The organism is Rhodococcus sp. KRD162, from assembly GCF_017168335.1.
Taxonomy (GTDB): domain Bacteria; phylum Actinomycetota; class Actinomycetes; order Mycobacteriales; family Mycobacteriaceae; genus Rhodococcoides.
Genome location: NZ_JABFAU010000001.1, coordinates 119,288 through 143,668, shown reverse-complemented (window position 1 = coordinate 143,668; position 24,381 = coordinate 119,288). Strand labels below are relative to the sequence as shown.

The 24,381-nt window shown below is 65.5% G+C and carries 21 protein-coding genes; 12 read left to right on the top strand and 9 right to left on the bottom strand.

The window, feature by feature from the left end:
- The first annotated feature begins 91 nt into the window (after positions 1-91).
- Positions 92-1,324: an AI-2E family transporter gene (locus tag J1M87_RS00685; RefSeq protein ID WP_206486759.1), complete on the top strand. Its 1,233-nt coding sequence runs from the start codon at positions 92-94 to the stop codon at positions 1,322-1,324.
- On the opposite strand, the gene J1M87_RS00680 is transcribed toward J1M87_RS00685, so the two are convergent.
- The gene (locus tag J1M87_RS00680) at positions 1,306-4,350 is read right to left on the bottom strand and encodes an AAA family ATPase (protein WP_206486758.1); all 3,045 of its coding nucleotides are present in this window, start codon (positions 4,348-4,350) and stop codon (positions 1,306-1,308) included. The genes J1M87_RS00685 and J1M87_RS00680 overlap by 19 nt on opposite strands.
- On the bottom strand, positions 4,347-5,534 hold the full coding sequence (locus J1M87_RS00675) for an exonuclease SbcCD subunit D (protein WP_206486757.1): 1,188 nt from the start codon (positions 5,532-5,534) through the stop codon (positions 4,347-4,349). The genes J1M87_RS00680 and J1M87_RS00675 overlap by 4 nt, the downstream gene beginning before the upstream one ends.
- A 124-nt stretch (positions 5,535-5,658) precedes the next feature.
- Between J1M87_RS00675 and J1M87_RS00670 the strand changes: the two genes are divergently transcribed.
- Entirely contained in the window at positions 5,659-6,825 is a 1,167-nt protein-coding gene (locus J1M87_RS00670; protein ID WP_206486756.1) for a DNA recombination protein RmuC, read from the top strand.
- A gap of 20 nt (positions 6,826-6,845) precedes the next feature.
- Complete coding sequence (locus J1M87_RS00665; RefSeq protein ID WP_206486755.1) at positions 6,846-7,880, top strand: DUF6542 domain-containing protein; 1,035 nt, start codon at positions 6,846-6,848, stop codon at positions 7,878-7,880.
- 42 nt (positions 7,881-7,922) lie between these two features.
- On the opposite strand, the gene J1M87_RS00660 is transcribed toward J1M87_RS00665, so the two are convergent.
- Complete coding sequence (locus J1M87_RS00660) at positions 7,923-8,930, bottom strand: 4-hydroxy-3-methylbut-2-enyl diphosphate reductase (RefSeq protein WP_206486754.1); 1,008 nt, start codon at positions 8,928-8,930, stop codon at positions 7,923-7,925.
- Positions 8,931-9,018: 88 nt separating this feature from the next.
- On the opposite strand from J1M87_RS00660, the gene J1M87_RS00655 reads away from it, so the two are divergent.
- From J1M87_RS00655 to J1M87_RS00645, 3 genes are read left to right on the top strand one after another with little or no spacing between them, the layout of a single operon-like run.
- Positions 9,019-9,618, top strand: coding sequence for a lipid droplet-associated protein (locus J1M87_RS00655; RefSeq protein WP_206486753.1), 600 nt, complete (start codon positions 9,019-9,021; stop codon positions 9,616-9,618).
- A complete protein-coding gene (gene xseA, locus J1M87_RS00650) occupies positions 9,615-10,892 on the top strand; it encodes an exodeoxyribonuclease VII large subunit (RefSeq protein ID WP_206486752.1) in 1,278 nt (425 codons plus the stop codon). The genes J1M87_RS00655 and xseA overlap by 4 nt, the downstream gene beginning before the upstream one ends.
- Positions 10,893-10,906: 14 nt before the next feature.
- Positions 10,907-11,134 carry an exodeoxyribonuclease VII small subunit gene (locus J1M87_RS00645; protein WP_206486751.1) on the top strand — a complete coding sequence of 76 codons (228 nt, stop codon included), beginning with the start codon at positions 10,907-10,909 and terminating at the stop codon, positions 11,132-11,134.
- Here the strand turns inward: J1M87_RS00645 and J1M87_RS00640 are convergent.
- Positions 11,131-11,700 carry a DUF4245 domain-containing protein gene (locus J1M87_RS00640; protein WP_206486750.1) on the bottom strand — a complete coding sequence of 190 codons (570 nt, stop codon included), beginning with the start codon at positions 11,698-11,700 and terminating at the stop codon, positions 11,131-11,133. The two genes, J1M87_RS00645 and J1M87_RS00640, sit on opposite strands and share 4 nt — an antisense overlap.
- Before the next feature lie 135 nt (positions 11,701-11,835).
- Between J1M87_RS00640 and glpX the strand changes: the two genes are divergently transcribed.
- Together glpX and J1M87_RS00630 are read left to right on the top strand one after the other, a co-directional pair.
- Positions 11,836-12,876 carry a class II fructose-bisphosphatase gene (gene glpX / locus J1M87_RS00635; RefSeq protein ID WP_206486749.1) on the top strand — a complete coding sequence of 347 codons (1,041 nt, stop codon included), beginning with the start codon at positions 11,836-11,838 and terminating at the stop codon, positions 12,874-12,876.
- A gap of 32 nt (positions 12,877-12,908) precedes the next feature.
- On the top strand, positions 12,909-14,312 hold the full coding sequence (locus tag J1M87_RS00630; protein ID WP_206486748.1) for a class II fumarate hydratase: 1,404 nt from the start codon (positions 12,909-12,911) through the stop codon (positions 14,310-14,312).
- A gap of 98 nt (positions 14,313-14,410) precedes the next feature.
- On the opposite strand, the gene J1M87_RS00625 is transcribed toward J1M87_RS00630, so the two are convergent.
- Positions 14,411-15,268 (bottom strand): acyl-ACP desaturase, encoded by an 858-nt coding sequence (locus J1M87_RS00625; protein WP_206486747.1) that lies wholly within the window; start codon positions 15,266-15,268, stop codon positions 14,411-14,413.
- 174 nt (positions 15,269-15,442) lie between these two features.
- Between J1M87_RS00625 and J1M87_RS00620 the strand changes: the two genes are divergently transcribed.
- Together J1M87_RS00620 and J1M87_RS00615 are read left to right on the top strand one after the other, a co-directional pair.
- The gene (locus tag J1M87_RS00620; protein WP_241256175.1) at positions 15,443-16,978 is read left to right on the top strand and encodes a serine hydrolase; all 1,536 of its coding nucleotides are present in this window, start codon (positions 15,443-15,445) and stop codon (positions 16,976-16,978) included.
- Complete coding sequence (locus J1M87_RS00615; protein ID WP_206486745.1) at positions 16,975-17,382, top strand: limonene-1,2-epoxide hydrolase family protein; 408 nt, start codon at positions 16,975-16,977, stop codon at positions 17,380-17,382. Before J1M87_RS00620 ends, J1M87_RS00615 begins: the two co-directional genes overlap by 4 nt.
- Before the next feature lie 49 nt (positions 17,383-17,431).
- On the opposite strand, the gene J1M87_RS00610 is transcribed toward J1M87_RS00615, so the two are convergent.
- From J1M87_RS00610 to J1M87_RS00600, 3 genes are all read right to left on the bottom strand, one after another.
- Positions 17,432-18,757: a PhoH family protein gene (locus tag J1M87_RS00610; RefSeq protein ID WP_206486744.1), complete on the bottom strand. Its 1,326-nt coding sequence runs from the start codon at positions 18,755-18,757 to the stop codon at positions 17,432-17,434.
- A gap of 440 nt (positions 18,758-19,197) precedes the next feature.
- A complete protein-coding gene (glyA, locus tag J1M87_RS00605) occupies positions 19,198-20,481 on the bottom strand; it encodes a serine hydroxymethyltransferase (protein ID WP_206486743.1) in 1,284 nt (427 codons plus the stop codon).
- Positions 20,482-20,526: 45 nt separating this feature from the next.
- Positions 20,527-21,723, bottom strand: a complete 1,197-nt coding sequence (locus J1M87_RS00600; RefSeq protein WP_206486742.1) for a DUF885 domain-containing protein — start codon at positions 21,721-21,723, stop codon at positions 20,527-20,529.
- A 99-nt stretch (positions 21,724-21,822) separates the two neighbouring features.
- Here J1M87_RS00600 and coaA point away from each other — a divergent pair, with 99 nt between their 5' ends.
- On the top strand, positions 21,823-22,791 hold the full coding sequence (gene coaA, locus J1M87_RS00595; RefSeq protein ID WP_206486741.1) for a type I pantothenate kinase: 969 nt from the start codon (positions 21,823-21,825) through the stop codon (positions 22,789-22,791).
- 8 nt (positions 22,792-22,799) lie between these two features.
- Here coaA and J1M87_RS00590 read toward each other — a convergent pair whose 3' ends face one another.
- Complete coding sequence (locus tag J1M87_RS00590; protein WP_206486740.1) at positions 22,800-23,582, bottom strand: isoprenyl transferase; 783 nt, start codon at positions 23,580-23,582, stop codon at positions 22,800-22,802.
- A gap of 131 nt (positions 23,583-23,713) precedes the next feature.
- Between J1M87_RS00590 and J1M87_RS00585 the strand changes: the two genes are divergently transcribed.
- The gene (locus tag J1M87_RS00585; protein WP_206486739.1) at positions 23,714-24,379 is read left to right on the top strand and encodes a hemolysin III family protein; all 666 of its coding nucleotides are present in this window, start codon (positions 23,714-23,716) and stop codon (positions 24,377-24,379) included.
- The last annotated feature ends 2 nt before the right edge of the window (positions 24,380-24,381 follow it).

Here is a 24,381-nt window from a genome sequence, read left to right as displayed (position 1 = left end):
TCGCGTCGAGAGGCGGTGGTCCGCGGCCGAAGGGCACCGGACGTTATGGTTCATCACGATCCGCCGTCCGCCGAGTGTGAGGAAACCCCCAGTGACCGAATCGGCTCCTCCGAGAAACTCCAGGGCCTCAGCCAAGCCCGAGAAGGATCGCGGCGACCTCATCGGGGTCGGCGGCCTGTGGCTCGCCAAATGGTCGCTCATCCTGATCTCGATTGCCGCCGGGGCATGGGTGTTGGGCTGGCTGATCGGGCACCTGTGGGTGATCTTGTTGCCGGTTCTGCTCGCGGTGATCGTTGCCACCGTCCTGTGGCCACCGGCGAAATTGATGATGCGGCTCGGCTTTCCGGCAGCATTGGCGGCCACCGTCTCACTGGTGGTGTTCTTCGTCGTCATCGGCGGCGTGATCACCCTGATCATTCCCTCCGTCGCCGAGCAGGCCCCGGAACTGGTCGACAAGGCCTCGGGCGGCATCACGCAGGTTCAGACCTGGGTCAAGGGGCCACCGCTGAACCTCGGTGACGACCAGATCGACTCCGCCGTCTCCGCCATCGTCTCGCGGCTTCAGGACAGCGGAACGATGATCGCCTCGGGTGTGTTCACGGGAGTGTCGGCCGCCGGTTCGATCCTCATCACCCTGGCGCTGGTGTTGGTGCTGTCGTTCTTCTTCGTCAAGGACGGACCTAAGTTCCTGCCGTGGTTGCACGGGTTCTCGGGTGGCCGGGCCGGTCGCCATCTGGCCGAGGTGCTCTCGCGGATGTGGTCGACGCTCGGCGGATTCATCCGGACTCAAGCCATCGTCAGCTTCATCGATGCCTTCTTCATCGGCCTCGGGCTTCTCATCCTCGGCGTGCCGCTGGCTCTCGTTCTCGCGACCCTCACCTTTCTCGGTGGCTTCATCCCGATCGTCGGTGCGTTCGTCGCAGGGGCGCTCGCTGTCCTGGTCGCTCTCGTGGCGAACGGGCTCACGACGGCGTTGATCGTGCTGGCCATCATCGTCGCCGTGCAGCAGCTGGAAGGCAATGTACTGCAGCCGATTCTGCAGAGTCGCAGCATGAATCTGCATCCGGCGATCGTGCTGCTCGCCGTCGCGGGCGGAAGCTCCTTGTTCGGCATCATCGGCGCGTTTCTCGCCGTCCCCGCGGCCGCGGTTGCGGCCGTGCTGATCCGGTACCTGTCGGAGCAGATCGACGCGCGCTCGAACGAGATGGACCAGGACGAACTCGAGGATCAGGCCCCGACGGCCGAGGAGCTGGCCGAATCGAGGGACGCGGACGAGAAGGCCGAATCGGAGGACGAGTCCTCCGATCAGGACGCCACGACCTGAAGCGTCGATCCGGAGCGCTCGCGCTTGACGTAGAGCCGGCTGGGGATGCGTTGGCGCATCTCGTCGACGTGGCTGACGACCCCGACGACGCGGCCACCTGCGCGTAGTTCGTCGAGGACGGCCATGACGGATTCGAGTGTGTCGGCGTCGAGGGTGCCGAATCCTTCGTCGATGAACATGGTGTCGAGTACGACGCCACCGGATTCGGCTGCCACGACGTCCGCGAGTCCCAATGCGAGCGCGAGCGAAGCGAGGAACGCCTCGCCGCCCGAGAGGGTCTTGGCCGATCGCACGACGCCGGTGTAGTCGTCTCGGATATCCAAACCGAGGCCACCGCGCTTTCCCCGCGCACCGGCCTCGTCGGAATGGACGAATTCGTATCGGCCCGCGGACATGCGGCCCAACCGTGCGGACGCCGACTCGGCGACGTCCTCGAGTCGGGACGCGAGAACATACGATCGCAGCGACATCTTCCGGGCATTCTGACCTCGCCCGGCCACCACGTCCGCCAGGTTGGCGAGTTCGTCGAACTCGGCCTGTTTGGGCGCAATCGCCTCCGCGGCGGTCGACAGCTCCGCGACCAGTCGTTCCAGATCGTCTGCGCGCCGACGGCATTCGGCCACGGTCGCTGCGGCAGATCTCGCCTGCCCGTCGAGCTCGGCACAGGCACGACGCAGCGGACCGAGGTTCACCGGTGGGTGCCCCGCGACAGCGACGATGGCGGGCTCGCGCAGTACGTGTTCGGCATGCGCCCGACGTTCCTCGGCGGCACGGAGCTCGGCCTCGATCTGCTCGACGCGGTCGGCAGCGAGAACGGCCCCGGCCGCGGCGGCGGCAGAGTCGAAATTCGACGCCGCCACCCTTCGGTCGAGTTCGGCGCGCAGTGCATCGTGCTTCTCGGTGGCGTCGAGCCAGGCGATCCGCGAGTCCTGGATTCTCTGGGAACCGTCGATCAACGCTTCCCGCTCGGCAATTCGTTCCGCCAGCGACTCGGCCTGATCTACCGCCCAGGCCCCAACTACTGTCTCGGCCACATCTACTGCCTCGGCCACAGACGCGCGCATCTGCGCCAGCGTTTCCTCCGTGGCCGACAGTCGCGCGTCCACCGCCCCACGTGTGGCGACGAGGTTGTTGAGCGTCACCGCCAACGCGTCCGAATCACGCCGCAGTCGGGCAGCCTCCGCCGATGCCGCGTCGATATCCGCGGCGATCGCGCGTGCATCCTGCACGGCCTTCGTGGCGGTGTCGAGATTCTCGGTCAGCTCCGCGAGGGACGCTCCCCCGGTGCGATCGTGCAGGAGGTCGACCGCGAGCTTGGCCTCCGCCACGGCTTCGACTGCCTGATCGAGGGCGGCAGCCGCCTTCCGCTCGGCCGCTGCGGCTTTGTCTTCCTGCGCCTTGGTCACCGTCGAGGTGGATGCCGCAGCGGGATGTGGGTGCACGTCCGATCCGCACACCGCGCAGGGCTCACCTGCCTCCAGACGGTCCGCCAGCTCTGCGGCCATCCCGTCGATGCGGCGCTCCCGAAGATCGAGCAGGTGTGCCCAGGCCTCGTTGTGTGCCGCAGCAGCGGCGTCGCGGGTGCGCTCGGTCTGGACGAGAGCGTCACGCTTGCGCACCAGTTCGATTGCGGATTCGGCTGCGACACGGGCCCGTTCGCAGCGCTCGTCGAGACCCGGCAGCTCGGCAGTGGCTGCCTCCGCTCGTGCCACGCGCGCTTCCGCGGCAGTGATCTCTCGAGGCATCTCGGCCTGCAGTTGCTCGGTCCGCTCGATCTGCGCCGCGATGTCGCGCTGCTGCGCTCGGTATCGGACGAGTGTGTCCTCCATGCGATCGGCATCGCGCGAAACCTGAAGCAACGAGTTCATCCGCGCGACGTCGGTGGTCCAGTCGCGTACGAACTGCGCGAGGACGGCGCGCTCGTGCGACCTGTCGCCGGGCACGGGTGGCCACTGCAGCGCGTCGCGAAAACGCCGTCCCTCCGGCGATCTCGGCAGCACACGCTCCGCCGCTGCGAGCGCGGTGCCGGCCGCCTCGGTCGCCTCGCGAGCCACAGACAGATCCGCAGCAGCCTCGGCGATCGGACCAGCGGCCACCGAGTCGGCGATCGCGGTTCTACGCGCCGATCGTATCGACTCGCCCTCCCGGTACTGCGCGAGTTGTTCCTCGGCGAGTCCTCGTCGACGCTGCAGATCCAGAACGGTGGTGGCATCGGCCAACGCGTCGGAGGCGCGGCGCGCTGCGGCATCGACCAGCACCGCCGTCCCTTGCGCCAGCATCCGATCCTGTCGGGCGCCGGTGAGGACGTCGGCCGCCCACCCGAGCGGGTCCGGTTGCGCACCGTCCTCACTCACCGGCTCCGATACGCCCGATGCCTGCGATACCTTGCCGAGCATGATGTCGATGTCGTGGTGGGCGTCGGCGAGCTCGGCGGCCGAATCCCGACGACGTTGCGCGAACCACTCCTCGACATCTCCGAATCGGCCTGTGTCGAAGAGCCTTTCGAGCAGGTTTCCACGCTCGTCACTGTCTGCTCGCAAGAATCGCGCGAACTCCCCCTGCGGCAGCAGTACCACCTGGAAGAACTGGTCGGCGCTCATTCCGAGCAGGGCATTGACGACATCGCCGATCTCGCTCAACCGGGTGAGGTTCTGCCCGCGACCGTCCAACCAGGTGAGGCTGGCTTTGGCATGTTGCTTGGTAGTCCCGCTGCTCCTGAGCTTGGGCCGCAGGAACTCCGGACTGCGCACGATGCGGATACGCCGACCACCGAGAGTCGCCTCCAGGGTCACCTGCGGCACCGCGCCTGCGGCTGCGTGATCGGACAGCAGTCGCTTGCCTTCGCGACGTGCCCCGGGCACGGTCCCGTACAGCGCGAACGCCACGGCGTCGAGCACTGTCGTCTTGCCCGCCCCGGTGTGGCCGTGCAGCAGAAAGAGCCCGTCTGCGCCGAGCGCATCGAAATCGACCGTTTCGGTGCCCGCGAAGGGACCGAAGGCGGTGATCTCGAGAGAGTGCAGCCTCATGCAGCACCGCGGTCGACGGTCGATGCCCGGTCGGTGGCGTCGTTCTCGCGCTGCACAGCTGCCAGCGCGCGAGCCAGCAGATCGGACTCCACCGCGGTCGGCGCGCTACGCATGTCCGTCAGAAACGAGGTTGCGATGTCGAGATCACTGCGACCGCGTACGCGGTCGCGGTAACGAAGCTCGCTGCTGCCTTCGGGGCGACGCCACTCGAGATGCACTGCGTTGCGAAAACGCTTCTGCAGCAGCCGCATTGCGTCGAGAGGGCGAACCTCGTCGGTGAGCACGGCGGAGACGTAGCAGTCCTCGAACTCGCAATAGCATGCGTCCGAGAGCAAGTGATCGACCGTGCCTTCGATGCGGGCAAGCCCGCGGACCTGCGGCAGTTCCACTCGCTCGACGCTACCGAGACCGTCGGCATCGAGTTCGAGAATCCACACGGCCTTACGATGCGATCGCTCTCCGAAGGAGTACGGCAACGGAGACCCCGAGTACCGCACTCGATCGGTGAGAACCTGAGGCGAATGCAGGTGGCCGAGCGCCACGTAGTCGACTCCGTCGAACGCCGACGCCGGTGCGGTTTCGATACCGCCGGAGGAGATGGACCGCTCCGAACCGGTCGCCTCACCGCCGACGATGAACGCATGCGCCAGCACGACCGAGCGCACATGTTGTCCCGCTTGGTCTCTCGCCGCGAGGTCGCCGCGGACGCGATCCATTGCGGCGTCGAGCACCTCGGCGTGGGTGCGCGCGGTGGGAACCTCGAGCTCGAGGCGCGTGGTCTCGGGCTCGAGATACGGAATGCCGTAGAACGCAACGCTGCCGTGCTCGTCCTCGATGACGACAGGGGTGGCCACATCGCCCACCCGGGTCATCAGGTGCAGACCGCCTGCCGAGGCGAATGCAGCACCGGCACCGAGGCGCGCCGGTGAATCGTGGTTGCCCGAAGTCGCGACGATGACGGCACCGGCCGCTCGAATCGACTCGAGCCCGCGATTGCAGACCAGCACCGCGTCGGCACTGGGCACCGCACGATCGTAGATGTCACCGGGCACCACCACGACATCGATCGATTGCGCCGCAACCAGTTCCGCGATGGATCTCAGCACCGCGCCCTGATCGGCCAACAGGTCGACACCGTGAAAGGTGCGACCTATGTGCCAGTCCGAGGTGTGCAGAATTCTCATACGAACGACGCTATCGGGAAGCACCGACAAACTCCTCGAGGCGCGACGGCCAGTCGGAAAGTGAGAAGGATCGACCGGCTGCGCGGACCGAACCTGTCGGTGCCGTCCTGCATCATCTGCTCCCATGAACATTCTCACCGCATTCGGCCTTCTCGTTGCCCTCGGCATCGGAGTGGTCGTGGGCTGGCTGCTGCATGCCTCGCGTATGGGTGATCGAGCCGTACGAGCCGAGGCCCAACTGGCCGCTGTGCGCGAGCACGAGAGCCTGCTTCGGCAGTCACTGAGTGCGGTCAACGAGGATTCCGCGCGTCGGCATTCGACCGTCATCGGCCAACAGGTCTCACATCTGGTCGAGCCGTTGCACGACGCCGTCGACGCGCTGTCCGAGCACGTGCGGCAGGTCGAGCACAATCGGATCAGGGCCTACGCGGGGCTCTCGGAGCAGGTCACCGGGATGCACCGGGCCTCGATGCATCTGTCCACCCAGACCGGCCAGCTGGTGACGGCACTGCGCGCACCGCAGATCCGGGGACGGTGGGGCGAGATCCAGCTCGAGCGGGTCGTCGAGCTCGCAGGCATGCTCAAGCACTGCGATTTCGACACTCAGGTCAGCAAGGACGGCATCAGACCGGACATGATCGTCCGACTCGCCGGAGGTCGACAGATCGTGGTCGACGCCAAGGTCCCGTTCGCGGCCTACCTCGATGCCGCTCAGGACGAGGACGCCGGTGCGCGCGAGAAGCATCTGCGCCGCCACGCGAAACAACTGCGCACCCACATCGATCAGTTGGCCGACAAGGCGTACTGGCAGGCGTTCGAGCCGACCCCGGAATTCGTGGTGCTGTTCGTTCCCGGCGACCCGTTCCTCGATGCCGCACTGACCTCGGACACCGGCCTGCTCGAATACGCCTTCGGCCGGAACGTGATCCTGGCCACCCCCACCACACTGGTGGCACTGTTGCGCACCGTCGCCTACACCTGGAAACAGGAGTCCCTGGCCGAGGACGCGGCGCGCATCCAACAGTTGGGACGAGAGCTGTACACGCGCATCGGCGTCGTCGGGGCGCACCTGGACAAGCTCGGAGCCCATCTCGGCAAGGCAGTGGAGTCCTTCAATTCCACCGTCGGGTCGGTCGACACCAGAGTGAGTGTGACGGCGAGAAAACTTCACGAACTCGAACTGTTCGACGCCGAGCCGGTGCAGATCAATCGGGTCGATGTGCGGCCCACCCTGTCCGATTCGTCCCGCTACCGGCACGACTTCGGTCATGTCGACGATGCAGTCGGCTGAACTACGGCTAACCTCGAGGGGTGTCTACCTCCCAACGTGCCCGCTCCGGGGTACCGCTGGATCACCGATCCATCCTCGCGAATGTGCCCGGCGTGCCTGCGTGGGGCGCTGTCGCTATCGCCGCCGGTCTGACTTTTCTCGGATTTCTCGTCGATGCTGCTCGTGGAACTGAGCTGACCGGCGCGTTCGCGTTTCTCTACGTTCTCGGCTGCATCGCTGCCGTCGTGTTGGTTCGCTACCGCGGACTGTTCACCGCGATGGTCCAAGCTCCGCTGATCCTGTTCGTGGCCGTCCCGCTGGCGTACCAGTACTTCACGGAAGACGCCGGAACCGGCCTCAAGGACATCATCCTCAATGTCGCCATTCCGCTGGTCAACCGCTTTCCGCTGATGTTGCTCGGCACCGCGGTTGCAGTCGGTCTCGGTGTGCTGCGCATCGTGCTCAAGCGGCAGAACACGCACGCACCCGCAGTGCGGCGCAACAAGAAACCCAGCGAAGACAAGCCCGGGAGGGCGCAGCGACGAGCGCAGGCCGAGCGACCCGAACGCCCCCGCAGGCGAACAGACCCCGCCGACCGCAGCCCCGTATCGGCTACCGAGGCCACCGACATCGTGAGCGAGCCGTACGTCGGGCGTTCGAGCGCCGCGTCTCGTCCGCGGCCCGGAACCGATCGCCGCTCGACGACGCCGACGCCCTCGCCGCAGCCTCGATTTTCCCCCACCGACTCCCCCCGGCCGGACTACGCCAGGCCCGAGCGTCAGAAGCCCGACTACCAGCGGCCGCAGTACCCGCAGTCGCGGCAACCTCAGCGGGCACAGCCTGCCGAACCCCGGTATTCATCGGAACCGCGCCGCGAGCGCTCGGCCCGCGTGCAACCTCCTCGCGAGGTGGCCGACCCGTACAGCACCGGAGCCCGGCCGGTCGTGGCTCCCGGCACCAGCAGTTCCGCCGCCGACAACCCGCGTGGCACTCACTCGCTCCCCACGCCCCATCGGGACGACATTCCCCCGCATCCGGTACCGAAGGTGCGCTACCGCGACCGCCGGACGGACTGAATTGTCCGCAGCCGTATCGGGCGGACCGGCTGCTGGTAGACCCTAACGAGCCGGGCGTAGCTCACGAGGCAGCGAGAACACCAGGGTCTCGTTCGCGGTGGTGACCGGCTGCACGTCCGCGTACCCGTGCTCGGCGAACAGATCGATGACGCCCTGCACCAGAATCTCCGGCACCGACGCACCGGATGTGATGCCGATGGTCTCGACACCGTCGAGCCAGGCCAGGTCGATTTCCTTGGCGTAGTCGACCAGGTAGCTCGCGCGCGCACCGGCGTTGAGGGCGACCTCGACCAGACGAACGGAGTTGGAGGAGTTCTTCGATCCGACGACGATCACCAGGTCACATTCCGGTGCCATCACCTTCACCGCCACCTGACGGTTCTGCGTGGCGTAGCAGATGTCGTCGCTGGGCGGGTCCTGCAGCGTCGGAAATCGCTCGCGCAGCTTGGCGACGGTCGCCATCGTCTCGTCGACGCTGAGTGTGGTCTGCGAGAGCCAGATCACCTTGTTCTCGTCACGAACGGTGACGCTGTCCACCGATTCGGGGCCGTCGACCAGCTGAATATGCTCAGGTGCTTCGCCTGCTGTGCCCTCGACCTCCTCGTGGCCGTCGTGACCGATCAGCAGAATGTCGTAATCGTCCCGGGCGAACCGCTTCGCTTCCTGATGCACTTTGGTCACCAACGGACAGGTCGCATCGATGGTGCGCAGGTTCCGCTCGGCCGCGGACGTGTGCACGGCCGGTGAGACACCGTGGGCCGAGAACACCAGTAGTGCACCCTCGGGCACCTCGTCGGTTTCCTCGACGAACACCGCGCCGCGATCGGACAATGTCTCGACGACATGTCGGTTGTGCACGATCTCCTTGCGCACGTACACCGGCGCACCGTGCTGTTCCAGCGCCTTCTCGACGGTCTCGACTGCACGATCGACTCCCGCGCAGTAGCCCCGCGGCTCGGCGAGCAGCACTCGCTTACCCCCGGAGTACGCGGGCTTACCACCACCGGCGGAATGTGCAATACCTAGATTCAAGGGAACGGCCGAAGACATGACTCCCAGGGTACGTGCAAGTAGCACAGTGCAGCTTCTCCAGCCTGTCGGCTACCCAAAGTCGACGAATTCGGGCAGTCTGGTGGGCATGACTCGAGTCCCCTTTGCAGCACGCGTGGCCGCAGGCGTCGCGGTGACCGTCGTGGAAGAGGCTCGCAAGCTTCCCGGTTCCGCCCTGATGCTGCCGATGACGGTCGTCAGCGAAGCGCTCGCCCGGGGGATGCGATTGCAGCAACAGGTCACGGCGCTGGCCATCAAGGGCGATGTGATCATCGCGACACTTCCGGTCGTCGGAACTCCGCGTGAAGAGCAGCCGGCCTGGGCGCAATTCGACGAGGACGGAGACGAGAACGATGTCTTCGGCGCGCCCGTCGTCACCGATGACGTCGATGTACCCGACGCATCCGAGCCGATCGCCGCGAACGGCCGGTTCGCGCTGTATTCGACGCCTCCGGTGGACGAGCCGGTGCAGGACACCTCGGCCAAGAGTGCCCCCGGCGTCGACAAGCCCGAGATCGTCGAGATGATCGACTTCGACACCCTGGCGCTGGCGCAGTTGCGCGCGCGGCTGCGCTCGCTCTCGGTCGAGGACCTCGAGACTCTGCTCGACTACGAGAACGCCACCCTTGCCCGTGCGCCGTTCCAGACGATGTTGGCCAATCGCATCACCACCGCCAAGGCCAAGTGAGCACTCCTTCACCCCAGTCCGGCCCCACCCAGCCCGGTTCTACGAACTCTGCCGCGAGTTCCGCCGAACAACCGTGGCCGGTGCGCACGGTGGCGATGAAGGTCGCCGGTTGGATCGATCGCCTCGGCAGCATCTGGGTCGAGGGGCAGCTGACACAGATCAACGCTCGCCCCGGCACCCGCACCGCATTTCTGACGTTGCGTGATCCCTCGGCCGACATGTCGTTGTCGGTGACGTGTTCGCCTCAGTTGCTCGAGCGTTCACCCGTTCCGCTGACCGAGGGCGCGCGCGTCATCCTGTACGGCAAGCTGTCGTTCTTCACCGGCCGCGGGACCATTTCGCTGCGCGCTACGGACATTCGCGCGGTGGGCGTCGGCGAGCTGCTCGCCCGCATCGAACGACTCCGAGCCCTGCTCGCCGCAGAAGGATTGTTCGATCCCCGCCTCAAGCGCCCGTTGCCGTTCTTACCCGGCACTGTCGGGCTCGTCACCGCTCGCGCCAGTGCAGCCGAAAAAGACGTACTCACCGTCGCACAGAGGCGTTGGCCCGCAGTGCGATTCGAGGTCCGCAATACTCCCGTTCAGGGCCCGCAGGCAGTGCCGGCCATTCTCGACGCGTTGAAGGACCTCGACGACGACCCCGGAGTCGACGTCATCATCCTGGCCCGCGGCGGCGGTAGCGTCGAAGACCTGCTGCCGTTCTCGGACGAGGCCCTGTGCCGTGCCATCTCGCGGGCAACCACGCCGATCGTCAGCGCGATCGGTCACGAACCCGACAGTCCCCTGAGCGATCACGTCGCGGACCTGCGCGCCGCAACGCCCACCGACGCCGCCAAACTCGTGGTGCCCGACGCCGTCGCAGAACAAGCCCTGGTCTCGGAATTGAAATCCAGAAGCGCCGCCGCACTCCGCAATTGGGTCGAGCGTGAGGCACGTGGCCTGGACATGCTCCGGCACCGGCCGGTGCTGGCGGACCCACTGGCATCGATCGAACTCCGCCGCGAGGAGATCCGACGGCTGGTCGACGCCGCGCGACGCGATGTCCAGCGCGAGATCACCACCCAGGACACCCTCGTCGAACATCTACGGGCGAGGCTGTCGACGCTGGGACCGGCTGCCACACTTGCGCGGGGCTATGCCGTCGTGCAGCGGGTGGTCGCGGGTTCGGATCCCGAGGTCCTTCGTTCGGTGGAAGACGCTCCGCCGGGTACACAGATCCGAGTGCGGGTGGCCGACGGTGCTGTCACCGCCGCCGTCATGGGGAGAGTCAAATGACAGAAGGAGCACAGATGAGCGAGAACGAAGACACCAAACCGGTGTCCGAACTGGGCTACGAGGAAGCACGCGACGAGTTGGTCGGTGTGGTGAAGATTCTCGAGCAAGGCGGGCTCGACCTCGACGCCTCCCTCGCCCTGTGGGAGCGCGGCGAGCAACTGGCCACCCGCTGCGAGGAACAACTCGCCGGCGCGCGCAAGAGAATCGAGACCGCGCTGGCGAGTACCGAGACGGACAGCTAGGGGGCGAGCGGTGGTGTCTCGTCGAGGGTCGCCGCAAGCGTGGTGAAGTCATCCTTGGTTGCGGTGCCGCCCAGCAGTATTCGGACGTCACCGAAATCCGAGACCCAGTACGTGCGCGAGCCTTCCTCGCCGTAGACCACCCACTCTCGACCCGATACGTTCTGAGCGCCCGACGCATACACCGTCTCGCCCGCCACGAACGGAACCAACAGCTCCTCGGACGCCGACGTCTGAGTCAGCTGCAGGTATCCCCCGGTTTCGGTGATATATCCGACAGTCGTGACCGGTCCGCCGCTGTCACCGGAGATGGTCGCCCGGCTACCCGAATTGGGCGTCCATCCCTCGGGAACACTCGGATTGCGCACCGGGAAGCCGATTTCCGCCGCGTCGTACTGCAGTGCGGAGTTCACGTCGAAATTGGGAATGGGCCCCTGCTTGGGACCACCCGGGCTCAGCGAGCACTGGCTGGCCACGCCCGCAATCAGCAAACAGGCTATGACCAGCGGAATGAGCGACCAGACCATGTCGCGGTTGTTGTTGAGAATCCGAGGTTTGCTGTTTGCCACTGCACCAGTATCCCCTCCGCACGGCAGTGCTCGATCGCCGCGTACCTCACAGCCGACCCGACCCCACCGCAGACATCACAGAAGTGAGATAATCGCGCCTGGGTAACACCCCACCAACCAGGAGGCTACAAACCGATGACGGCCAGCACCGAGTCCACTCGCGCCATGGCGCCAGATCGCAACCTCGCACTAGAACTCGTACGCGTCACCGAGGCCGGTGCACTGGCGTCGGGTCGCTGGGTCGGTCGCGGCGACAAGGAAGGCGGCGACGGAGCTGCTGTCGACGCCATGCGTCAGTTGGTCGCATCGGTCTCGATGCGCGGAGTCGTCGTCATCGGTGAGGGCGAGAAAGACGAAGCTCCGATGCTCTACAACGGCGAAGAGGTCGGCAACGGCAACGGACCCGACGTCGACTTCGCCGTCGATCCCGTCGACGGAACCACTTTGATGGCCAAGGGCATGCCCAACGCCATTTCGGTGCTCGCCGTCGCCGAACGTGGTGCCATGTTCGACCCGTCCGCCGTCTTCTACATGGAGAAGATCGCCGTCGGACCCGACTACGCGGATGTCATCGATATCACTGCCCCCGTCGCGGAGAACATCGCCCGTATCGCCAAGGTGAAGAAGGGTTCCGCATCAGATGTGACGGTGTGCATCCTCGATCGCCCCCGGCATGCCGAACTGATCCAACAGGTGCGCGACGCCGGATCCCGCATCCGGTTGATCTCCGACGGTGACGTCGCAGGCGCTATCGCCGCCGCCCGGCCCGATTCCGGAACCGACATGCTCATCGGCATCGGCGGTACGCCCGAGGGCATCATCGCCGCCGCCGCGATGCGCTGCATGGACGGCGCCATCCTGGGCCGTCTGTCACCCACGGACGACGAGGAGAGGCAGAAGGCCATCGACGCCGGCCACGACCTGGACCGCGTCCTCGACACCAAGGACCTCGTCTCCGGTGAGAACGTGTTCTTCACGGCCACCGGTGTGACCGACGGCGACCTGCTTCGCGGCGTCCGCTACGCGGGCGGCGGCGCACACACCCAGTCCATCGTGATGCGCTCGAAGTCCGGCACCGTACGCATGATCGACGCATACCACCGCCTCGCGAAGCTGCGCGAATACTCCTCGGTCGACTTCGACGCCGACGAGTCCGGCCAGGCACCGTCCTTCTGATCCCCGAAACCACTACTGGCAAAGTAAGGCTCATGACGCAGACAGACGAACAGCAGTTCCGGATCGAGCACGACACCATGGGAGAGGTACGCGTTCCCATCGACGCGCTCTGGCGTGCCCAGACTCAACGTGCGGTGGAGAACTTCCCCATCTCGGGGCGTCCGCTCGAACGCACCCAGATCCGCGCGATGGGTCTGCTCAAGGCGGCGTGCGCTCAGGTCAACAAGGATCTCGGTCTGCTCGACGGCGGCCTCGCCGACGCCATCATCGCGGCTGCCAACGAAATCGCCGAGGGCAAGCACGACGACCAGTTCCCGATCGATGTGTTCCAGACCGGCTCGGGCACCAGCTCGAACATGAACGCCAACGAGGTCATCGCGTCGATCGCGAAGGCCAACGGCGTCGAGGTGCACCCCAACGATCACGTGAACATGTCGCAGTCCTCGAACGACACGTTCCCGACGGCCACCCACGTCGCCGCCACCGAGGCAGCAGTCACCTCGCTGGTTCCCTCGTTGAAGCACCTGCACGAGGCGCTCGCCGCGAAAGCCGTCGAGTGGAAGACCGTCGTGAAGTCCGGCCGCACCCACCTCATGGATGCCGTCCCGGTCACCCTCGGCCAGGAATTCGGCGGCTACGCCCGTCAGATCGAAGCGGGCATCGAGCGCGTCGAGGCCACCCTGCCTCGCCTGGGTGAACTGCCCATCGGCGGCACCGCCGTCGGAACCGGCCTCAACGCACCCGACGGCTTCGGCCCGAAAGTCGTTGCGGAGCTGGTCAAGTCGACCGGAATCGAGGCGCTCACCGCCGCCAAGGACTCGTTCGAGGCACAGGCCGCGCGCGACGGACTCGTCGAGGCATCGGGCGCACTGCGCACCATCGCGGTCTCGCTGACCAAGATCGCCAACGACATTCGCTGGATGGGATCGGGCCCGCTCACCGGACTCGGCGAGGTCGCCCTACCGGACCTGCAGCCCGGCAGCTCCATCATGCCAGGCAAGGTCAATCCTGTTCTCCCCGAAGCTGTTACGCAGGTCGCGGCTCAGGTCATCGGCAACGACGCCGCGGTGGCATTCGGCGGTGCATCGGGCGCATTCGAGCTCAACGTGTACATCCCGATGATGGCGCGCAACGTCCTCGAGTCGTTCAAACTCCTCGCCAACGTCTCGGTCCTGTTCGCCGACAAGTGCGTCGTCGGACTGACCGCCAATGTGGAGCACCTCAAGACCCTCGCCGAGTCCTCGCCGTCCATCGTGACGCCGTTGAACTCCGCGATCGGCTACGAGGAAGCTGCCGCCGTCGCCAAGCAGGCGCTGAAGGAGAAGAAGACGATCCGTCAGACGGTCATCGACCGCGGACTGATCGGCGACAAGCTCAGCGAGGCCGAACTCGACAAGCGCCTCGACGTTCTCGCCATGGCGAAGGTCGAGGACTAGCTTTCCCGTTCGCCCCCGAAACGCGTGAATGGTCCATTGCACACACCGCCGAGACGTGTGTGCAATGGACCATTCACGCTTTCGAAAGGGGGTGAACCTCAGGCGAGGTGAGCGAGTTCCTCGCGTGCCTTCAGACCATCCTCGCCCAGATCGGTGCGGTCGAAGATCTTCCATCCCGCGAGCAGCGGCTTGAACACCTTCTCGCGTTCCTGATCGGCGTCGTAGATGCCGGCCTCGGCCAAGGCGACGGTGCTGTTACCCCGCTCGGGCAGATCCACCACGGGAATCTCGAAGCCGTTGATGCGATCGGCGACTGCGCGAGCGGCCTGGTCCGGCACCACGGCGAATGCCTCGTCGAGGATGTTGGCGTAGAACGTCGACTGCAATGCGTCGTCGTCGGCGATCTTGCCGAGGATGTTGGCCAACACCGGGTCCTGACCGAGCGCGATCGTATTGCGGTGGCGCAGCGAGGCTGCGGCTTCCTCGATGGCGAAATGCGCCAGGATGTCGAGCAGGTGACGACTGGGTGCGTCGTACCCGGTCGTCATGTGCTCCATCCGGACGCGCTCGAGAGCGACCGGATCCACAGCGCGAGTGAGCACCAGGAAGTTGCGCAGCACGATCGACTGCCGATTTTCCTCCGACGTCCACCGACCGGTCCACTTCCACCAGGCTCCGAGGCCGGTGAGGGCGTGGGCAAGTTCGCGGTGGTACGCGGGCAGGTTGTCGGCAACGAGGACGCCGACCGTGGCGGAGAGGATTTCGACATCGCTCAGATGGGACTGCTCGGGCGTCCAATCCTCGCCGCCGAGGAAGGCGAAGTTCTTGCCCTCGTCGAACGGGGCGAGGTCATGGGGGTGCCATTCGCTCGCTGCCTCGATGTGGCGTTTCAGATTCTCTTCGACCGCGGGCTCCAAACGGACCAGCAGATCACCGTCGGACAGGTTCGTAGACATGCGGTAACCGTAGCGCCTGCGCCCAGACGTCCAACGCCGTGCCCCTGACCTCTGTGAATTCTCCTGAAACCAGGTCGGCGCAGGTCTACTCTCTAGGGCAACCAGTCACCGAAGTGAGGACTACTCGTGATGCGGTCGGGTCGAGATTGTCTGTGTCTTGCTGTTGTGTGCTCGATGTTGGTGCTGGTCGGGTGCTCGAACGACGCGCCGCCGACCGCCAGTCCGCCGCCGTCCGAGTCGGCACCGACAGCGGACCTGTCCCCCGGCCAGGTCGCAGGCGTCGATGTTCCGGCCGGCCGCATCGACGATGCCGTCGGCAAGCTCGACGGCATCGTGGAGGAGCTGATGGCGTCGTCGAACATTCCCGGGATGGCCGTCGCTGTGGTGCACGGCTCCGATGTCCTCTACTCGAAGGGTTTCGGGGTTCGTGAGGTGGGCAAGGACGACCCGATCGACGGCGACTCGGTGTTCCAGCTGGCGTCGCTGTCCAAGTCGGTCGGGGCGACGGTCGTCGCGTCCCAGGTGGGAGCTGGAGTGATCGACTGGTCGACACCGGTGGTCTCACAGTTGCCGTGGTTCGCCCTCGACGACCCGTGGGTGACCCGGAACGTCACCGTCGCCGACCTCTACGCGCATCGAAGCGGGCTGCCCGATCACGCGGGAGACCTGCTCGAAGATCTCGGCTACGACCGCAGGCAGGTTCTCGAACGGTTGCGGCAGGTGCCCCTCGACCCGTTTCGCTCGACGTACCACTACACCAACTTCGGGGTCACCGCCGCAGCCGAGGCCGTCGCGGCAGCGTCGGGTAAGGACTGGGACACCCTCAGCCAGGACGCGATCTACGGCCCGCTCGGCATGACCTCGACGAGCTCGTCGTTCTCCGACTACATGAGTCGGTCCGATCGGGCCGTGCCTCATGTCCTCGTCGACGGCGAGTATCAGCCGAAATATCAACGCGACCCCGACGCACAGACTCCGGCAGGCGGGGTCAGCTCCTCGGTGAACGACCTCGCGAAATGGCTCACGATGCTCAACGCGGACGGAGGAGAGTTACTCGACCCCAAGGCCCTTCTGCCTGCAGTGCGCGCGCAGATCGTCTCGGACCCGTCGGCCACGCCGGACTCGCGCGCCGGCTACTACGGGTATGGATTCAACGTCTCCAACAACGCGGCCGGTCGCACGACGGTAAGTCATTCGGGCGCGTTCGCGCTCGGCGCAGGCACCAACTTCGTATGGATTCCCTCGCTCGACGTCGCCATAGTCGTGCTGACCAACGCCGCACCCCTCGGGATCGCCGAAACTGTGACAGCCGAGTTCGCGGACCTCGTCCAGTTCGGCGAGGTCCGCGAGGACTGGCGAACGCTGTACAAGAACGCATTCGCCGGAATGAGTAACCCGGCGGGCGAGCTCGCAGGCAAGACTGCTCCCGCGAATGCTGCTGCGCCCCAACCTCTCGCGTCGTACGTGGGGGTATACCAGAACAGCTACTGGGGGCCGGCGACGGTGGCGGAGGCCGACGGGGAGCTGACGTTGGCCCTCGGGCCGAACGGAACCTCCTACCCGTTGTCACACTGGGACGGCGACACGTTCACGTTCGAGCCGAGCGGCGAAAATGCACCCGACGGGTCCATTTCGCAAGCGAAGTTCGACGCGAACACGCTGACGCTCGAGTTCTTCGACGGCAATGGATTGGGGCGGTTCATCAAGTGACCGAGACACAGCAGCCAACGGCGATCGTGGCAGACATGCTCTACGCGGTGAGGGATCGCGATACCGACCGCGCGATGGCTCTTCTGCACGAGGAGATCGTATGGCACAACGTCGGGCTCCCGAAGGTGCGCGGCTCCTCGAACGTCGGATGGTTCATGAAGGCACTTGCCAAGCCTGCGTACGGATTCGACGTCGAGATTCACCACATCGCAGCCGACGGAGACATCGTTCTCACCGAACGCACGGACGCGTTGATCTGGCGTCGACTGCGAATCGAGTTCTGGGTATGCGGAACCTTCGAGATGCGCGACGGAACAGTGGCCGTGTGGCGTGATCATTTCGACAACGTGGACTTCCTCAAAGGCGTTGTCCGCGGAGCCTTCCGAGCGATAACTGGCCGGTGACCAGGTGAGCGGAACTTCGCCGTAGGCTACGAAGTTCCGCTCACCCGGGTCAGGCTCCGGAGGGGCCGAATTCCTCGAGCATCTCGGTCACCAGCGCAGCAATCGGTGAACGCTCACTGCGACTGAGGGTGATGTGCGCGAAAAGTGGATGCCCCTTGAGCTTTTCGATCACGGCTGCAACACCGTCATGCCGTCCGACGCGGAGATTGTCTCGCTGCGCGACGTCGTGAGTGAGTACGACGCGTGAGCCCGAACCAAGCCGGGACAGCACCGTCAGCAACACATTGCGCTCCAGCGACTGCGCCTCGTCGACGATGACGAAGGAATCGTGCAACGACCGACCGCGAATGTGCGTGAGCGGCAACACTTCCAACATCCCGCGTGCGATGACCTCTTCCATCACCTCGGGACTCGCGAGCCCTTCGAGAGTATCGAACACCGCCTGACCCCACGGGCCCATCTTCTCACTCTCGCTACCTGGTAGGTAGCCGAGCTCCTGTCCACCGACCGCGTAAAGCGGCCGGAACACAACGACTTTCCGATGCGACCGACGCTCGAGCACCGCTTCGAGCCCGGCCGTCAGCGCCAGCGCCGACTTACCCGTTCCGGCCTTACCACCCAACGAGACGATGCCGATGCTCTCGTCGAGCAGCAGGTCCAGCGCCACCCGCTGCTCCGCCGAACGCCCGTGCAGGCCGAATGCCTCTCGCTCACCGCGAACCAACTGAATCTGCTTATCAGGAGTCACCCGACCCAACGCGCTCTGGCGACCCGCCAGCAACCGAACCCCGGTGTGGCACGGCAGGTCTCGCGCCTCCGCGAGATCGATGACGCCGTCGTTGAACAGCGTGTCCACTGCATCGGGCTGCACGTCGAGCTCGGTCATCCCCGTCCAACCGGACGGCACCACATCGTGAGCGTGATATTCGTCGGCGGGAAGGCCGACGGCACCGGCCTTGACTCGCAGCGGGATATCCTTGCTGACGAGCACGACATCCTTGCCCTCTGCCTTCAGATTGAGTGCACAGGCGAGGATCCTCGAATCGTTGGTGTCGGTGCGAAAGCCCACTGGAAGCACCGAAGGATCGGTGTGATTGAGCTCGACTTGCAGTGTGCCACCGTCGGTTCCGATCGGAACAGGCTGATCGAGTCGGCCGAATTCGACGCGGAGATCATCGAGCATCCGTAAGGATTCCCGCGCGAACCACCCCAGCTCGTGGTGGTGGCGTTTACCCTCCAACTCGCTGATGACCACCAGCGGGAGAACCACATTGTGCTCGGCGAACCGAATGACTGCCCAGGGGTCCGAAAGCAACACCGAGGTGTCCAGCACGAAGGTCCGAAGAGGGGCGGAAACGGAGCGTGAAGTGGTCACGTGGGGCTCCTATGTTCGCACGACACCGCACGAACGTTGGTCGCTCGGGCCGGTCGGTCCTGACGTGTCAGATGACACGAGGGCCGGGTGCCGGCCCTCTCGCGCTCACTAGCTCAGTCACGTATCAGAACCTCCCGCACAGGTAGCTTCCCCGCTGCCTGTTACTGCCGACGGTACCGCCGAAACCCGGGTTCGGCTCGCTGGGAGTCTGGCGTGTCGGTGAACAACGCGTTACGTCGACATCGGACCTGGTCGACGGTCGATCGGTGTCGAAACCGCCCTCCCCGGACGCGTGAATGGACCCTTGCATACGTCTGGGCGGTGCAAGGGTTCATTCACGCGGGCCAACATTCTGCGTGAATGAACCACTGCATACGTCTTGGCGGTGCAAGGGTCCATTGACGCAGACTGGGGTGGGCGAGGGCAGGCGGCGGCCAGGGTCAGCCCAGCAATCCCCAGTCTTCCAGGCCCTCGTACAGCGGCGTGCTCTGCGCGAGCTTCACCACGCGATCCTTGAGCGCATCGCTGGCCTCACCGGTTGCCAGGGCGGTGGCGATGATGTCTGCGACCTCGGTGAACTCGGCTTCGCCGAATCCCCGGGTGGCCAGTGCTCCGGTGCCGATGCGCAGGCCGGAGGTGACCATCGGCGGGCGCGGGTCGAAGGGCACTGCGTTGCGGTTGACGGTGATGCCGACCTCGTGGAGGAGGTCCTCGGCCTGCTGACCGTCGAGCTCGGAGTTGCGGAGGTCGACCAGCACCAGGTGCACGTCGGTGCCGCCGGTGAGGACCGACACGCCCTTGTCGGCGACGTCGGATGCGGTGAGACGCTCGGCGAGCAGCGAGGCCCCGAGCAGGGTGCGCTCCTGGCGTTCCTTGAACTCCGGCGTCGCGGCGATCTTGAAGGCGACGGCCTTGGCTGCGATGGCGTGCATCAGCGGTCCGCCCTGCTGGCCGGGGAACACTGCGGAGTTGAGCTTCTTGGCCCATTCCTTCTTGGCCAGGATGATGCCGGAGCGGGGTCCGCCGAGGGTCTTGTGCACCGTGGAGGAGACCACGTCGGCGTAGGGCACCGGCGAGGGGTGCAGGCCTGCGGCCACGAGCCCGGCGAAGTGCGCCATGTCGACCCACAGCAGTGCGCCGACCTCGTCGGCGATGGAGCGGAAGGCAGCAAAGTCCTGGTGGCGTGGGTAGGCCGACCAGCCTGCGATGAGCACCTGCGGCTTGGCGGCGATGGCTTGTTTGCGCACCTCGTCCATGTCGATGCGGTGGTCTTCTTTGCTGACGCCGTAGGACTCGACCTCGTAGAGCTTGCCCGAGAAGTTGAGCTTCATGCCGTGGGTGAGATGGCCGCCGTGCGCCAGGTCCAGGCCCATGATCTTGTCGCCCGGGTTGATCAGCGCCATCAGCACGGCCGCATTGGCCTGCGCTCCTGCGTGCGGCTGCACGTTCGCGAACTCGGCTCCGAAGAGTTCCTTGGCACGGTTGCGCGCGAGGTCCTCGACGATGTCGACATGCTCGCATCCGCCGTAGTAGCGGCGTCCGGGATAGCCCTCGGCGTACTTGTTGGTCAGGACGCTGCCCTGGGCCTGGAGAACCGCGCGGGGAACGAAGTTCTCCGAGGCGATCATCTCGAGGGTGTTGCGCTGACGTCCGAGCTCACCGGCCATCGCCTCGGCGACCTCGGGATCGAGTTCGGCCAGTGACAGGTTGTTGACGTCAGTCATAACGAGGGTCTCCAAGGGACAGCTGAGTAAGAGGGCGAGGCCAGTTTACGAGACGCGCACTGCACCGGGTGTCAGCGGCTCGTCGAGCAGCCTGCCGAACAGCTGTGCCCGCTCGCTGACGGTCTCACCCTGATCCAGCCAGCCGGCGAGAAGCTTGTAGCCCTCGACATAGGTACTGATGTATGCCCGCCACAGCGGGGACGACAGAAATCGGAGACTGTGCCGGGCGCGCTGCGGGGAGGTCAGGGACCACCGCTCCAGATACGCGGCCACGTCGTCCTCGCTCTTGTGCTGATCGTGCAACAGCAGGGCCGCGTCCTGACGCACCCCCAACAGCAGGCTCGACGCGGACGAGAGGCGCTCGGCCTTCTCACCGTCGAAACGCAGTCCCAGATCGGCGTAGATCTCCTGTGCCCACAGCCCCCATCCCTCGCCCACGATGGCCCCGAGGGCGTGATCGGCGAGGCCCTCGGCCATCAAACACTGAGGGGTGTTGACCACGAACAGCGTCTGCTCGAGCTGTCCGGCACCGACCAGTCCGGCTTCCTTGCGGCAGTGCTCGGTGTGATGACCGGGGTAGGACTCGTGCGCGATCAGGTGCGGCAGGTTGGCCATCTGCTGTTCGATATCGGAGTTGATCGCGACGGTCGACCGGTAGTCACCGAGGTAGTAGTTGAACCCGGACCACGGCTTGTCTCCGACGACCTCGTAGGTCACCTGCTCGGTGTCGGGCAGTGTGTACTCGGCGCGGACGCGGTCGCGTAGGGCCGAGGAGAACGCCTCGACGCAGTCCTGCAGTCGGTCGGCCGGAATGACGTCGGCGCGGCGGTGGGCGATCAACCGTTCGCTCAGCGAGCCGGGTCCGGCGAGGACCTCGTCCATCTTGCGGTGCGCCTGCAGGTATTGGTCCTGGTCACCGGGGGCGATACGAACGTCGAAGTAGGAGTACACCTCGTCGACGAAGCCGATGTCCTCGCCTGCGAACTTACGGGCCGAGCATTCGAGAGCGCGCAGGTGTACGTCGAGGAACGTCGAACGTTCGGGTGTCAGATCGACGTTGCCGAGTTCCGCACGCAGCGTCTGCGCGCGGCGAATCAGCTCGCGCGGCTCGGGGGCCGGGGCGTTCTCGGTGATTCGGCGCAGCTCGGGATCGCCGGTGTACGCGTCGACGAAGCCTTCTTCGAGTCGGTCGAAACTCAGGCCCAACAGCAGGTATTCGCGAACCAGGGAAGGAGCATCCATACCCGAACCCTAGTACGGCGAACGACCCCGCCCGTGCGCAAGCGTCCGCGACCGAGCACAATCTGAAGCCATGCGACTTCCGGACTCATCGTGCGCCTTTTGCGTACCCCCAAGTACGCAAAAGGCGCACGACGGGAGCCGCGCGTGAGCGAATCCAGTCCGTACGTCGAGTTCGACCGTGCACAGTGGCGCACGCTGCGCCAATCCACGCCGCTGGCACTCACCGAAGAAGAACTGATCGGTCTCCGCGGTCTCGGTGAGCAGATCGACTTGGACGAGGTGGCCGAGGTCTACCTGCCGCTTGCGCGACTGATCCACCTTCAGGTCGCTGCTCGGCAAAGACTGTTCGCCGCGACCGCGACGTTCCTGGGCGAGAAGCATCCCGATCGTCAGGTCCCCTTCGTCATCGGTGTCGCCGGCAGCGTTGCCGTCGGCAAGTCGACGACAGCTCGTGTGCTGCAGGCACTCCTGGCCCGCTGGGACCACCATCCGCGCGTCGACCTCGTCACCACCGACGGGTTCCTGTACCCGACGGCCGAGCTGATGCGTCGAGGCATCCTGCACCGCAAGGGTTTCCCGGAAAGTTACGACAGGCGAAAGCTGCTCAGATTCGTCACCGAGGTCAAATCCGGGACCGAAGAGGTGGGCGCACCGGTCTATTCGCACGTCTCCTACGACATCGTCAAGGGCCAGTACCACATGGTCCGGCAGCCCGACATTCTGATCGTGGAGGGGCTCAACGTATTACAGACCGGGCCGCGGTTGATGGTCTCGGACCTGTTCGACTTCTCCATCTACGTCGACGCTCGGATCGAGGACATCGAGAGCTGGTACGTCAGGCGCTTCCTCGCGTTGCGCAAGACATCGTTCACCGATCCGTCCTCGCACTTCCACCACTACGCCGGCCTGTCCGACGAGCACGCGCAGATCGCCGCCGAGGACCTGTGGCATTCGATCAACCTGCCGAACCTCGTGGAGAACATCCTGCCGACGCGTCCGCGAGCGACGATGGTGCTGCGCAAGGACAACGACCACGCGATCAACCGGCTGCGCCTGCGGAAGTTGTAAACCGGGCCTCAGATACCGAAACGCCGGTGCCTGGCCGCGAAATCGCGAAGCGCGCGCAGGAAATCCACGCGCCGGAATTCGGGCCAGTAGGCCTCGGTGAACCAGATTTCCGAGTACGCGCTCTGCCACAGCAGAAATCCGGACAGACGCTGTTCGCCGGAGGTGCGGATGACGAGATCGGGATCGGGCTGGCCGGAGGTGTAGAGGTGGCTGTCGATACCGTCGACGTTGATGGCGGAGATCAGCTCGTCTCCGGTGACGCCCTCGGCGATCTTCTCGCTCACCAGGGACTGCACGGCGTCGGCGATTTCCTGCCGACCGCCGTATCCGACCGCGACATTGACGTGCGTTCCCGTCCGCCCCTCGGTGAGCGCTGCCGCTTCTTTGAGTCGGCGTGAGGTCGATGCGGGCAACAGGTCGAGGGTGCCGACGAGTTTGACGCCCCAGTTCTGCTCCGGGCCGCAGATCTCCTCCACGACATCGGTGATGATCTCGAGCAACGAATCGAGTTCGTCGGCGTCGCGCCTGAGGTTCTCGGTGGAGAGCAGATAGATGGTGGCCATCTCGATTCCGGCGGCATCGCACCAGCCGAGCATCTCGGCGATCTTCAATGCGCCCATACGGTGGCCGTGTGCGACGTCGGTGAACCCGTTCTCGCGTGCCCAGCGTCGATTGCCGTCGCACATCACCGCCACGTGTCGCGGATGCTGCACCCCGTCGAGCTGGCTCAACAGTCGCCGCTCGTAGACGTTGTAGAGCACGCCGCGCACCTTCTGCGGAATGATCACCACTGCTTCGTCACCACTGCTCCCATCACCACGGGGAATCACCTTACGCCGACACCCGAGAGCAGACCGCCGGTACAGTAACGTCAGAACCTACGGTTGCGTAGGTTCTGACGGCGCTACGGGAGGAAATCGACATGACGATGTTCGGACTCGACGAGATACCCGTCAAACCCCGCATGCGCGGCTGGATTCACCTGTACGCCTTCGTGGTGGCCGTGTTCTGCGCGATCACACTCGTCACGCTCGCCTTCACCATGGTCTCGGTCAGCGCCGGGGTGGCGACGGGGGTGTATTCCATCACCGTCTGCGGCGTGTTCGGCGTCAGCGCCACCTACCATCGCGTGCACTGGAAGACCACCACGTCGCAGATATGGATGAAACGCGCCGACCATTCGATGATCTTCCTGTTCATCGCAGGCAGCTACACCCCGTTCGCCGTACTGGGCCTGCCCACCTCGACCGGACGCACGCTCCTGATCATCGTGTGGACCGGAGCCCTCGCTGGAGTGGCCTTGAAAATGCTCTGGCCCACCGCTCCCCGATGGGTCGGGGTGCCCCTGTACCTGATACTCGGCTGGGCGATCGTCCCCGTCGCACCCACACTGATCGAGCAGGTCGGTTACGCACCGTTCGTCCTGCTGCTCGTGGGCGGGGTCTTCTACAGCGTCGGGGGCGTACTGTACGCAGCCAAGTGGCCGAATCCCTGGCCGAGGACGTTCGGCCATCACGAGTTCTTTCACGCAGCAACGGTATTGGCGGCACTGTGCCACCTCGTTGCCGTCTGGCTCGTGCTGTTCTGACG